14 protein-coding genes are annotated in these 11,823 nt (G+C 72.6%); 7 read left to right on the forward strand and 7 right to left on the reverse strand.

Annotated features, from left to right (window positions below):
• Positions 1–385, forward strand: a 385-nt coding sequence (locus tag SZ60_RS03810) for a M23 family metallopeptidase (RefSeq protein WP_156155472.1), incomplete at its 5' end; no start/stop codon positions are given.
• A gap of 96 nt (positions 386–481) precedes the next feature.
• Here SZ60_RS03810 and SZ60_RS03815 read toward each other — a convergent pair.
• Positions 482–1,414: a LysR family transcriptional regulator gene (locus SZ60_RS03815; protein WP_043593835.1), complete on the reverse strand. Its 933-nt coding sequence runs from the start codon at positions 1,412–1,414 to the stop codon at positions 482–484.
• Between the two features lie 71 nt (positions 1,415–1,485).
• Here SZ60_RS03815 and SZ60_RS03820 point away from each other — a divergent pair, with 71 nt between their 5' ends.
• The gene (locus SZ60_RS03820; RefSeq protein ID WP_043593837.1) at positions 1,486–2,457 is read left to right on the forward strand and encodes an EamA family transporter; all 972 of its coding nucleotides are present in this window, start codon (positions 1,486–1,488) and stop codon (positions 2,455–2,457) included.
• Here SZ60_RS03820 and SZ60_RS03825 read toward each other — a convergent pair.
• Positions 2,447–2,923 (reverse strand): N-acetyltransferase, encoded by a 477-nt coding sequence (locus SZ60_RS03825; protein WP_043593839.1) that lies wholly within the window; start codon positions 2,921–2,923, stop codon positions 2,447–2,449. The two genes, SZ60_RS03820 and SZ60_RS03825, sit on opposite strands and share 11 nt — an antisense overlap.
• Before the next feature lie 214 nt (positions 2,924–3,137).
• Between SZ60_RS03825 and SZ60_RS03830 the strand changes: the two genes are divergently transcribed.
• The gene (locus SZ60_RS03830) at positions 3,138–3,815 is read left to right on the forward strand and encodes a ScbR family autoregulator-binding transcription factor (RefSeq protein WP_043593840.1); all 678 of its coding nucleotides are present in this window, start codon (positions 3,138–3,140) and stop codon (positions 3,813–3,815) included.
• 44 nt (positions 3,816–3,859) lie between these two features.
• On the opposite strand, the gene SZ60_RS03835 is transcribed toward SZ60_RS03830, so the two are convergent.
• The 4 genes from SZ60_RS03835 to SZ60_RS03850 all read right to left on the reverse strand — a co-directional run bounded on the left by SZ60_RS03835 (position 3,860) and on the right by SZ60_RS03850 (position 7,602).
• Positions 3,860–4,825 carry a hypothetical protein gene (locus SZ60_RS03835; protein ID WP_043593842.1) on the reverse strand — a complete coding sequence of 322 codons (966 nt, stop codon included), beginning with the start codon at positions 4,823–4,825 and terminating at the stop codon, positions 3,860–3,862.
• Positions 4,822–5,559 carry a response regulator transcription factor gene (locus SZ60_RS03840; protein ID WP_043593843.1) on the reverse strand — a complete coding sequence of 246 codons (738 nt, stop codon included), beginning with the start codon at positions 5,557–5,559 and terminating at the stop codon, positions 4,822–4,824. The genes SZ60_RS03835 and SZ60_RS03840 overlap by 4 nt, the downstream gene beginning before the upstream one ends.
• Positions 5,556–6,815 carry a sensor histidine kinase gene (locus SZ60_RS03845; protein WP_043593845.1) on the reverse strand — a complete coding sequence of 420 codons (1,260 nt, stop codon included), beginning with the start codon at positions 6,813–6,815 and terminating at the stop codon, positions 5,556–5,558. Before SZ60_RS03845 ends, SZ60_RS03840 begins: the two co-directional genes overlap by 4 nt.
• 166 nt (positions 6,816–6,981) lie before the next feature.
• Positions 6,982–7,602 carry a superoxide dismutase gene (locus SZ60_RS03850; RefSeq protein ID WP_043593847.1) on the reverse strand — a complete coding sequence of 207 codons (621 nt, stop codon included), beginning with the start codon at positions 7,600–7,602 and terminating at the stop codon, positions 6,982–6,984.
• Positions 7,603–7,799: 197 nt separating this feature from the next.
• Here SZ60_RS03850 and SZ60_RS03855 point away from each other — a divergent pair, with 197 nt between their 5' ends.
• A complete protein-coding gene (locus tag SZ60_RS03855) occupies positions 7,800–8,378 on the forward strand; it encodes a molybdopterin-dependent oxidoreductase (RefSeq protein WP_043593848.1) in 579 nt (192 codons plus the stop codon).
• Complete coding sequence (locus SZ60_RS03860) at positions 8,375–9,367, forward strand: hypothetical protein (RefSeq protein WP_052505138.1); 993 nt, start codon at positions 8,375–8,377, stop codon at positions 9,365–9,367. The genes SZ60_RS03855 and SZ60_RS03860 overlap by 4 nt, the downstream gene beginning before the upstream one ends.
• A 206-nt stretch (positions 9,368–9,573) precedes the next feature.
• Here SZ60_RS03860 and SZ60_RS03865 read toward each other — a convergent pair whose 3' ends face one another.
• Entirely contained in the window at positions 9,574–10,251 is a 678-nt protein-coding gene (locus SZ60_RS03865) for an SDR family NAD(P)-dependent oxidoreductase (protein WP_043593851.1), read from the reverse strand.
• A 179-nt stretch (positions 10,252–10,430) separates the two neighbouring features.
• On the opposite strand from SZ60_RS03865, the gene SZ60_RS03870 reads away from it, so the two are divergent.
• The gene (locus SZ60_RS03870; protein ID WP_043593853.1) at positions 10,431–10,892 is read left to right on the forward strand and encodes a DUF3817 domain-containing protein; all 462 of its coding nucleotides are present in this window, start codon (positions 10,431–10,433) and stop codon (positions 10,890–10,892) included.
• 81 nt (positions 10,893–10,973) lie between these two features.
• Positions 10,974–11,819 carry a tryptophan-rich sensory protein gene (locus SZ60_RS03875; RefSeq protein ID WP_043593854.1) on the forward strand — a complete coding sequence of 282 codons (846 nt, stop codon included), beginning with the start codon at positions 10,974–10,976 and terminating at the stop codon, positions 11,817–11,819.
• The last annotated feature ends 4 nt before the right edge of the window (positions 11,820–11,823 follow it).

The raw sequence follows: 11,823 nt of genomic DNA on the forward strand, positions 1-11,823 counted from the left end.
TTCGTACAGCTCGTACCAGGCCTACGGCTATCGCATCCACCCGATCACGGGCGATCGTCGACTCCACGCGGGCGCCGACTTCGGTGCGGCCTGCGGCACGCCGATCTACTCGGTCTCGGCCGGACGCGTCAGCTACGCCGGGCCGTCGAGCGGCTACGGCAACCTGATCGTCGTGGACCACGGCGGAGGGGTCAGCAGTGCCTACGCCCACATGGAGCGGAACGGCATCTACGTCTCGGTCGGCCAGCAGGTCCAGGCCGGCCAGAACATCGCCGGCGTCGGCACCTCGGGCGGCTCGACCGGCTGCCACCTGCACCTCGAGGTGCGGCAGGGCAACGTCGCGACCGACCCCGTGGTCTTCCTCGCGTCGAAGGGCGTCCGCTGACGACCGTCGGGTGTCAGCTGCCGTGAGGCGGGCGTGTTCGGCGGTTCCGGGCGTCCGCATCCGACCGTCTCCGCCGAACTCGCCCGCCGTCGCGCGCTAGTCGGCCGCGCCCGCCAGGTCGTCGTGCACCTGGATCGACGCGACCTCGGCCCGGATCTCGTCGACCACGGTGCGGACGGCCGGGCGGACGGCCCGGTCCGGTCGCATCAGGGCCTCGAGATGGCGCCCGGCGCGGACGTTCTCGAGCGTCGCCAGGTGGAACCTTCCGGGGGCGCGCGACGCGGACGTGTGGCGGGGCACGAGTGCCACCCCGTGCCCCGCGGCGACGAGGTTCTCGATCAGGGGCAGGTGCACCGTGCGGTGGACGACCTCGGGTGCGACGCCCGACTGCAGGGCCATCGACACCAGCACGCGGTCGATCGGGTAGCCCTCGGGCACCCCGATCCAGGGCTCGCGGATGACGTCGTCGACGGCCACCCGACGGCGGTCGGCCAGTGGGTGGCCGAGGGGGAGGGCGACCTCGAGGGGCTCGCGCAGCAGCGACACGACGGTCGTCGATGCTCGGCCCGGCGGCAGCACGCCGTCCGACCGGTGGGCGAGCACCACGTCGAAGTCCGCCGTCAGCGGGGCGAACTCGTCCTCGGAGACGTCGCGGTCGGCCACGTCGAGCTCGATGCCCGGGTGCGATCGCATGCGGTGCAGCACTCCGGGCAGCAGGAGCTCGGCCGCCGAGGCGAACACGGACACCCGCACCACGCCACCCGTGCCTCCGCGGACGGCGTCGAACGCCGCCTCGGCCTCGGCGACCGCGGTAGCGACCCCGACCGACGCCCGAGCCAGGGCGTGGCCCTCGTCGGTCAGCACGACGCCCCGGCCGGCGCGACGGACGAGCTCGACCCCGAGCTGGCGCTGAAGCGTCTTCAGCTGCTGCGACACGGCGCTGGGCGACCGGTGCGTCGCGGCCGCGACGGCGGTGACGCTGCCGCGGTCGGCGAGTTCTCGCAGCAGGTCGAGGTGGGTGAGGTCCATGAAGGCAGCCTACAAAGACGTCGCAGCAATCTGCGCTGGTCCTGAACGGTCCGGCACGCCACGATGGACCGGTGACCGTCCGCGACCGCCTCCTCGCCCTCGTCGTCGCCGTGTGCTGGGGAATCAACTTCCCCGTGACGGCGATCGCCCTCGAGCACTTCCCGCCGTTCCTGCTCGTGGCGCTGCGCTTCACGTTGCTCGCGGTGCCGACCGTGTTGTTGGTGCCGCGTCCGGCGATCCCGTGGTCGCGCCTCCTGCTGGTGGGGGCGACGCTCGGCATGCTGCAGTTCGCGTTCCTCTACCTCGGCATCGCGGCGGGCATGCCCTCAGGGCTCGCCTCGCTCCTGCTGCAGGCCTCGGCCCCGTTCACCGTCGTGATCGCCGGCTTCTGGCTCCGTGAACGCATCACCCGTCGGCAGGCGATCGGCATCGGCATCGCCGTCGTCGGGCTCGTCGTCATCGCGGGCCACCGGTCGCAGGTCGCGGCGCTGCTGCCCGTCGTGCTGACGCTGTGCGGCGCGCTCGGCTGGGCGATCGGCAACGTGGCCGTCCGACGGGCCGCCCCGCCGAACCCGATGCACCTGACGCTGTGGATGTCGATCGTCGCGCCGGTGCCGATGCTCGCCCTGTCGTTCGTCGTCGAGGGCCCCGAGCGCATCGGCGAGAGCCTCGGCACGGTCCTCACGCTCGAGGCGTTGCCGTCGGTGCTCTGCCTGCTCTACCTCGTGCTGATCGCCTCGGTCGTCGGCTACGGCATCTGGACGCGCCTGCTCTCGGTCTACCCCTCGGCGACCGTCGCACCGTTCTCGATGCTGGTGCCCGTGGTCGGCGTGCTGGCCTCGTGGCTGGCGTTCGGCGAGGTGCCCGACCTGGTCGAGCTCGTCGCCGGCGTGGCGGTGGTCGGCGGTGTGCTCTACGCCAGCCGCGTGCCGAGGGCCCGCGCCCGCGACGGCGACCCCGAGGAGGCGCGGGTCGCCCCGCCCGAGCCGGTGCCCGTCCCCGAGACCGGCACCGCGCCTCCCGGGTCGCCCCTCAGGCGGTGACGGGCTTCTTCATCTGCACGGCGGTCGTCTCATAGCCGAGCGACTCGTAGAGGTGGCGGGCGACCTGGTTGTAGCCGAACACGTTCAGGCCGAGGGTCTCGGCGCCGTGACGGGCGGCGGCCTGCTCGGCGAGGAGCATCGTCGCCCGGCCGAGTCCGGCGCCGCGGTGGGCCTCGTCGATCTCGACGTCGAAGACCCACCAGTCCGACGAGCCGGGCACTCGGGGTGCGATCCAGAGGATGCCGACGGGGTGACCCGGCCGGGCGTCGTCGATGACGTCGTAGACGAGGTGCCCCTCGGCCGGCGCCCCGTCGGGAAAGGCCTCGCCGAACGAGCGTCGGGCGGCCTCGGCGGCCTGCTCGGGGGTCTCGCCGGCGAGCACGCGGGATTTCTCGTACTCGGCGGTCGAGCGCCGCATCCAGGGCACGAGGCGGGAGGTGGGCATGGGCACGAGGCTGAGCGTCATGACCGCACGCTAGCGCGCCGTGACCAGGCGCGGCACGCGACGTCACGAGCCGTAGGCGGACCGGTCGGTCGTACCCCGAAACGCTTCGCCACGCGTACCCCGGCGGCTGTCGGAGGGCGCAGGTCGCCCCGGTAACGTGTGCAGCGGCCGGCGGGGGGCGGCCGTGCGATGCCTCACAGGGGCACCGTCTCGACCCGCAGGAGAAACCCACCCGATGCCCCAGCAGAAACGCGCCCAGGCGACCCGCGCCGCCATCATCCGAGGGGCCGCCGTCGTCTTCGACGAGCACGGCTACAGCGAGGCCTCGCTCGACCTCGTCGCCGAGACCGCCACGGTGACCAAGGGTGCGCTCTACTTCCACTTCCGCTCGAAGGCCGACCTCGCGAACGCGGTCATCGCCGAGCAACACGCCCTCTCGCGGGCCTACGCCGACCAGGTGTCCGAGACCGCGGGCAGCGGTGCCGAGGCGCTCATGCTCTCGTGCGCGTCGCTCGCCACGCAGCTGACCACCGAGGTGCTCGTGACCGCGGGCATCCGCCTGACCACCCAGTCGCCGAGCCGCGACCTCCGGGTCGAGCACCCGTACCTCGACTGGCAGGCCCAGATCTCGGGTCTCGTCGAGCGGGCGGTCGCCGACGGGGACTTCCGTGCCGACACCGACGTCGAGAGCGTCGCCCGCTTCGTCGTCGGGTCGTACGCCGGCGTCCACATCGTGTCGCAGGCCCTGACCGGCCGGGCCGACCTCTTCGACCGGCTGCGCGACATGTGGGCCTTCGTGCTGCCGACGGTCGTGGCCCCCGGGCACGAAGGCCTGACCAGCTCGTTGCCCCCGCTGATCAGGCCGTCGGATGTGCCCCCGTCCCCCGACGTGTCCTCTGTGCACCCAGGTTAGATACTGGCCGACCGGTTTTCCAGTCCCCTCAAGGAGGGGGCCGGTCAGGACGGCGGCCGGGGCGGGGTGAGCTCGGCCAGCACCCGCCGGATCTCCGCGTCGTCCGCGGCCAGGGCCGCCGTGTCGATCCCGGAGAGCAACTCACCGTCGTCGTGCGGCACGGTGAGTTGCCGCTGCCACTCCGCCTCGTAGAGGGCGTCGCGGTAGCCGGAGGACTCACGGCACCGGGCGTCGGCCGTCGCGATCTCGGTCTCGTCGTCGGTCGGTGACGTGCTCGAGTCGAGCGTCTCGAACCGGTCGGCCATCTCGAGGGTGGGCATGCCCGACGGGTCGGAGGCCACGTCGCCCACCCGGGCGTCCTGCATGCACCCGCGCCAGTCGTCCCAGGTCGCGGTCACCGTCGGATCGTGGCGGGCTCCTTCGAACGCGGCGTTGTTCAGGCGGACGAGCGACTGGGTGCGGTTCGAGTAGTCGTCCAGTGACGGCACCGTCTCGCGAGCGCGCTGCACGCAGGTGTCGAACCGGGCGGACCTCTCGGCCGTCCAGGGCTGCGACGAGAACTCGGACCAGGCGGCCGCTCCCGCGTCGATGACCGACAGGGCGTGGTAGCCACGGGTCTCGGCCGTCGCCAGGTCGAAGGCCCGGAGGCGCAGCGAGCCGTTCATCGACAGCTCGCCCGCCCGGTCGCCCGCCGCCACGTCCCGCCACGGCACCACGAAGTCGTCGTGGCCGGCCGCGACCATGCACTGCTGCGCGACGAGCAGGAGGGCGTAGGACGACGAGGTCTCGCCGACCGGTACGTATCGGTCGAGCGGCATCGTCCACGCGTCGACGTCCTTCGCCGGCAGGTCGGGCAGGGCGTAGGCGGCGTTGGCCGGGATGCCGTAGGCGACGACGCCGGCGACCACCGCGACCACGGCTGCGAGCGTCACGCGTTTCGCGCGTCGCTGTCGAGGCGAGACGCCGCCGGGCGGGACGTCGCGGGTCGGGACGCTCTTCTCGTCGGTCATCGCGTGGCCCCCTCGTCGTCGCGGGCCGGGCCCACGAGGTCGTTCTCGTAGGCGAAGACGACGATCTGCACACGGTTGCGCATGCCGAGCTTCTGCAGCACGGCGCGCACGTGGCTCTTGACCGTCGCCTCGCTGAGCCACGCGCTCTCGGCGATCTCGGCGTTGCTCAGGCCCCGTGCCACGAGCAGGAAGATCTCGCGCTCGCGGGGCGACAGCACCTCGAGCGGCTCGGTCCGCCGCTTCGGCGACGGGGTCGGCACGGCGAAGGCGTGCACGACGTCGAGAGCGGCGGCCGCGGTCGGCACGGGCTCGCCGGCCGCTGCCGCGCGGATCGTCGTCAGCACCTCGTCGGGCGTGGCGTCCTTGGTCAGGAACGCGTAGGCCCCGGCCTTCAACGCGCTGAACACGGCCTCGTCACGCTGGATCGTGGTCAGGGCGACGACGCGCGGGGCCGAGTCGGGGTCGGTGCCGGCCGCCGCCACGATGCGCGTGGTGGCCTCGAGGCCGTTCATCACGGGCATGCGCAGGTCCATCAGCACGACGTCGGGCCGCTCCCGCTCGACCAGGGCGACTCCGGCCGCCCCGTCGACGGCCGTGCCGACACAGATCAGGTCGGCTTGCGCCTCGATCAGCATCTGCAGCCCCGAGGCGAACAGGGGCTGGTCGTCGACGACGACCACCCTCACGAGGGCAGGAGGCGCGGTGCGCGTCGTCGCGGTCGTCACGTCGGTCATGCGGGTTGCTCCGTCCAGGACTGCAGGAGTCCGATCGGTTCGGGAGTCGGCAGGAAGGAGGTGACGACGAAGACGCCGTCGTCGCCGAGCTCGGCCGTCAGCCAGCCGCCGGCGAGCCGGGCACGTTCGGTCATGCTGGCGATGCCGGTGCCCCGGCCGGTGCCGCGGCGGGCGGCGACGAGCGGGTCGTCGCCCGAGGACGTCACCAGCAGGGCGAGGCCTGGCCCCCGCCAGTCGAGTGCGACGTCGACCGTGCTCGACGAGCCGGAGTGCTTGAGGGCGTTGGTCAGGCTCTCTTGCACGATGCGGAAGACCGCGAGCTCTTGCGAGGGCAACAACTCGGTGGCGTCGCCGAGGTGCCGCAGGGTCACGGTCATGCCCACGTCGCGCATCGTCGTCGCGAGTCGGTCGAGGTCGGCGAGGGTCTCGCGAGGCGTGACGTCGTCGGCGTCCTGCTGGATGCGCTCGACCAGATGCCGCACGTCGACCAACGAGGTGCGGCCGACGTCCGCGATCGTCCGCAGTGCCTGCTCGACGACCTCCGGGCGGGTCGCCGACAGCGCCAGGGCGCCCTGGGCCTGGGACACGACCACCGCGAGCGAGTGGGCGAGGGCGTCGTGCACGTCACGCGAGATCCGCGCACGGTCGTGGGCGAGGCGCAGCTCGAAGTCCGTCTCGTGGAAGCGTGTCTCGGTCCGTTCGAGCACCAGCCCGATGCGGCGTACGCGCAGCACGCTCGAGAGGAAGATGCCGACGGCCCAGGCCGCGGCCGCGGCGCCGAAGAGCGAGGCCGCCAGGGTGATCACGTCGGTCTTCGTGCCCTGGCCGCCGCCGACCCACGACGACCAGACGTACGGCCGTGCGAGGGTGGGCACGGCCATCGCGATCGCGGCCAGCCCCGAGGCGAGGCCGGCGGCGGCCAGCGCGACCAGCCGCACGGCGATCGACCGGGCGAACGCGGCGAAGAACGCCACGAACGCGATGGCCAGGTACGTGGGCCACGTGGTGTCCGTCGGGGGCTGCACCCAGCCGGCGAGCTGCAGGGCCGGGATCGCCACCGTCAAGCCGATCGAGGTCCACGGCATCCACACCGCGAGGCCGACGGCCAGGCCAAAGAGGCCGAACAGGACGACGTTCTCGACGATCTCGCCCCGGCCGGCCTCGGCGATCGTCCACAGCAGCACGAAGACCGCGGCGGCGACGGGGGCCGCGAGGCGCGGCACCCAGGTGCGCAGGTCGTCGGGGATGGTGTCCATGTCGATGACCGTAAGGCGTCGTCGACCGGCCGCGCGCGCCTCCTGCGGGGTTTTCATCCTTGAGGACGAACGCACCGCGGTGGGGACGAGCCGTCGGGCCCCCGGGACGCGGCGACGGCGCGCCCCGGGATGGGGACGCGCCGTCGGCGTGGTGCGGGTGGAGCGACTAGAGCGTGATCAGACCGTCGGTCTTGGTCGTCGCGGCGGCGAGGCGGGCCTCGACGTTGCTCCAGTTCACGATGTTCCAGAAGGCCTTGACGTAGTCGGCGCGCACGTTCTGGTAGTCGAGGTAGTAGGCGTGCTCCCAGACGTCGAGCATCAGCAGGGGGACGAGGCCGAACGGCACGTTGCCCTGCTGGTCGAAGAGCTGGAAGACGCTGAGGCGCTGGCCGAGCACGTCGTAGGCGAGCACCGACCAACCCGAGCCCTGCACGCCGAGCGCGGTGGCGGTGAAGTGGGCCTTGAACTTCTCGAGGTCGCCGAAGTCGCGGCCGATGGCCTCGAGCAGGTCACCGGTGGGCTCGCTGGTCTCGGGGGTGAGGTTCGTCCAGAAGATCGAGTGGTTGACGTGGCCACCGAGGTTGAAGGCGAGGTCCTTCTCGAGCTTGTTGACGTTCGCCAGGTTGCCGGTCTCGCGGGCCTCGGCGAGGGCGGCGTTGGCCGTGTTCGCACCGGTGACGTAGGTGTTGTGGTGCTTGGAGTGGTGCAGCTCCATGATCTTCGCGCTGATGTGCGGCGCCAGAGCGGAGTAGTCGTAGGGCAGATCGGGCAGGGTGTACTCAGCCATGTGGGGTCCTTTCGAATTGACCTGCATCCACCGTACGACCTCCACCCATGCCGGGGTCAACGTTCTCCCAGCGCGGACGCAGCCTCGGGGCCCGGCACCGTCGAGGGTCGTGCGTAGGCTGACGGGCGTGGGACGCACCCGCGACGGGTGCACGTCTCACCGACCGACGACCCCGCTCCACCCCGAGGAGGCGCACCATGGCAGGATTCACCGGCTTCGGCAGGCGGCGCGTGGCCGACCCGCGACTGCCCCCGGGGCAGTACCTCGAGAGCGGGTTCCCGGTCCTGTCGGCCGGCCCCACGCCGAACATCAAGCGGTGGGAGCTCCAGGTCGCGACCGAGACCGGGCAGCGCTCGCTCAGCTGGGCCGACTTCCAGGCGCTTCCGCACGAGGCGATCGAGACCGACATCCACTGCGTCACGAGCTGGTCGAAGCTCGGCACGCACTGGCGCGGCGTCTCGCTCGACACCCTCTTCGACGGCCTCGAGACCACGCACGAGTTCGCGATGGCGACCAGCCACGGCGGGTACACGACCAACCTGCCGCTCAGCGAGCTGCTCGGGGGCAAGGCCTGGGTGGTCGACACCTACGAGGGGCAGCCGTTGCACGCCGAGCACGGCGGGCCCGCGCGCCTCTTCGTGCCCGGGCTCTACTTCTGGAAGAGCGCCAAGTGGCTGCAGGGCATCCAGACCATGGCCACCGATCGCCGCGGCTTCTGGGAGAGCATGGGCTACCACCCGCACGGCGACCCGTGGAAGGAAGAACGGTACGCGTGAGCGAGTCCGTCGCCGGGGCCGGTGAGGCCGGGGTCGCCGGGGCTGATGGGGTCGGCGGAGCCGCCGGGGTCGGTCCCTCGGGTGATCCGTACGCCTGGCTGCCCGCCACGATCGTCTCGTCGGTCGCGCGGACGTCGCGGGCCCGGTCCTTGATCCTGGCGGTTCCCGGCCTCCGCCCCGCGCGAGCCGGACAGCACGTCGACCTGCGGCTGACCGCTGAGGACGGTTACACGGCCGTCCGGTCGTATTCGCTGAGCGACGTCCGGGCGTCCGGGACCTCCGGGGCCTCCGGGGCCTCCGACGTCGACGGTGACGGCGCCGATCCGGCGGCCGGCGGCGCGCGAGGCGGAGGAGGCGCGGGCCCGGTCCCGCAGATCGAGGTCACCGTCGAGCGTCTCGACGACGGCGAGGTCTCGCCCTACCTCGTCGACGCGGCCGAGCCGGGCGACCCGATCGAGGTGCGCGGCCCGATCGGGGGCTGGTTCGTCTGGCCGCCGACCGAGTTCGACCCCGAGTCGGCCGTGCACGCGGTGCTGCCCGAGCCCGAGGGAGCGACCCCGCCGACGTCGGCCCCCGTGCAGTTGGTCGGCGGGGGGTCGGGCGTCGCACCTCTGATGGCGATGGTGCGGGCACGAGGTCGGGACGCACCCCCGATGCGGCTGCTCGCCTCGGTGCGCGACCCGGGTTCGCGGTGGTACGTCAGCGAGCTGGACGAGGCCGCGCGCGCCTCCTCGGGTCGCGACGCGACCGGGCCTCTGGTTCCCCTCGTCGTCGACTGGGTCTACAGCCGCACGGCTCCCGAGGGGCACGACAGGCGGGCCGGCCGACTCACGCGCGACGAACTCGAGCGGTTGGTGCTGCCCGCGTCCGAGCACCCACTCGTCTACGTCTGCGGAGCGAACTCGTTCGTGGCGGTCGTCGCCGGGTGGCTGGTCGAGCTCGGGCACGCCCCGACCCGCGTCCGGACCGAGCGCTTCGGCGGCGTCTGAGCCGGCCCCCGCCGACCCGGGCCCCGCCCGCGCCCGCACCCCCGCCGCTGCCCGCACCCACGCTCGGGTGTGCCGATGCGGTCCGTACCTGATCAGCGAAGAACCCCGTTCCGAACGATGAACCCAGAAGAAAGCGGGTGCATCGTTCGGAACGGGGTTCATGGCCGTCCGGCGGAGGTGCCAGCCCTCCGCCCGAGCGCCGGACCTCAGGCGGGCGTGCCCTTCTCGGGCGCTGTGGTGCGGAGCTCGCCGCGCGTGACGTGCTGCTGCCAGAGCAGCTCGGCCAGCGCCTCTGGGCTCTTGTCGCTGCTCTCGGGCTCGATGCCGCCGGGGATGATCAACTGACCGACGTGGATGCCCTCGCCGGCGAGCTCGTCGTGGAGCAGCTGTGCGTAGGCGGTCAGCCCCGCGAAGGCGATGGACGTGCCGGTGACCTTCGCGCCGGGCGTGACGGCCGAGCCGCCGTTGACGAAGAGGATGGTGCCGCCGCCGTCGGGCAGGAACCGCATGCCGGGCAGCACCTGGTGCACCGCCGCGACCGGACCGTAGATCGAGAACTCGACCGGGCCGACCAGGTCGGCGGGCATGGTCTCGAGCACCGGGCGCATGAAGTCCTTCTGCGGCAGCGGGCTGTACTGCATCACCTGGATGGGCCCGAGCTGCTCGGTCGCCCGCTCGAGCGCGGCCGCGATGCTCGACGGGTCGCGCACGTCGGCGGTGAAGCCCTGCGCGGTGACGCCGTCGGCCTCGAGCTCGGCCGCGAGGGCGTCGAGCCGGCCCTGGTGCCGTGAGATCAGCGCGACGCTGAACCCCTCCGCGCCGAATCGTCGGGCCACGGCAGCGCCGAGCCCCTTGCCTGCTCCGATGATCGCGAGTGTCGTCATGCAGCCCATCCAACCGAGGAGGCGCGGGCCGGCACCCAGCCAGAGGGGTACGGAGGCCGCGTGGTCGCCTCGCCCCGCGCCTCCGCGTCCTCGTCGGTCGCCGCTCGGACGGCCACCGTCCAGCCGCGGGCTGCGACCATGGGGGTTGTACCCCGTCGGCCCCTCACCAGGAGCAGCTCGTGTCGCCTCGCACCCTCTTCCGTTCGTTCGCCGTCGCCGAGGTGGTGACCTGGTCGCTGCTGATCGTGGGCATGATCCTCAAGTACGCGGTGGGGGTCGGCGACTGGCCGGTCAGCGTGGCGGGGCCGATCCACGGCTTCGTGTTCCTCGCGTACCTCGTGGCAGGGGTCGTCGTCGCGGTGAACCAGCGCTGGTCGGGTGGTGTGACCCTGGCCGCCCTCGCCAGCGCCGTGGTACCCTTCGCCTCCCTGCCCGTCGAGCGCTGGATCGACCACCGCGGCCTCCTCGCCGGTGCCTGGCGCCGCACGGCGACCGACGACCCGCGCGACCGACGTCCCCTCGACCGCCTGTTGCGCTGGATGCTCGGGCACCTCGTCCTCGCCCTCGTGCTGCTGGTCGTCGCGGTGGTCGTCGTCTTCGTGGTGCTGCTGATCGCGGGGCCGCCCGTGCCGGTGGGCTGACCGCCCGCCCGCACCGCGCCTCCCTGACAATCCTCTTAGCAACTAAGAGATCGGGAGGCGGGCGCGACTAGCGTCCCCCTCATGACCACGGACACCAGCACCCGAGCCCCCGCCGACCCCGCGACGTCGCGTGACGTCGTCCGCCAGATCGTCGTGGTCGTCACCGCGGTCCTCGCGATCGTGCTGGCCGCCTACGGATCGGGCGCGTTCGGCGGCGTCTCGGTGTCCGACGCGGCCGGCGGTGCCCTCAGCGCGACCGCCACGACGGTCGCCCCGGCGACCACGGCCTTCAGCATCTGGAGCGTCATCTACCTCGGCCTCGTCGCGTACGCGATCTACCAGGCCCTCCCGGGCCAGCGCGCCGTCACCCGGCACCGTCGCCTGGGCTACTGGGTCGCGGCCTCGCTGCTGCTCAACGCGGCGTGGCTGTTCGCCGCCGTCCAGCTCGGCAGCGTCTGGCTGGGCGCCGTCGTGATCGTCGCGCTGCTCCTCGTGCTCGCGCGCATCTTCGTGATCCTGTTCCACACCGCGTCGAGCGGATGGGTCGACGCGGTCGTCACCGACGGCACGCTCGGCCTCTACCTCGGGTGGGTGAGCGTCGCGACCGTCGCCAACATCGCCGCCGGCCTGGTCGACGCGGGCTTCGACGGCTTCGGTTTCGCGGCCGGGTTCTGGTCGTCGGTGGTGCTCGGCGTGGCCGCTCTCGTCGGCGTCGTGCTGGCCTTCGCCGGCCGCGGCCGCATCGCTCCGGCCCTGTCGCTGTCGTGGGGACTCGCCTGGATCGCGGTCGGCCGCCTGACCGGCGAACCCGAGAACGTCGTCGCCGGGGTGGCCGCGATCGTCGCCGCCGCCGTCGTGCTGGTCGTCACGATCGCCGTGCGGGCCGCACGAGGCCGGGTCGGCGCCACCGCCTCGCTGCACCGCTGAGCCC

Origin of the sequence: Frigoribacterium sp. MEB024 (genome assembly GCF_000878135.1) — a bacterium.
In the GTDB taxonomy this organism is placed as follows: Bacteria; Actinomycetota; Actinomycetes; order Actinomycetales; family Microbacteriaceae; genus Frigoribacterium.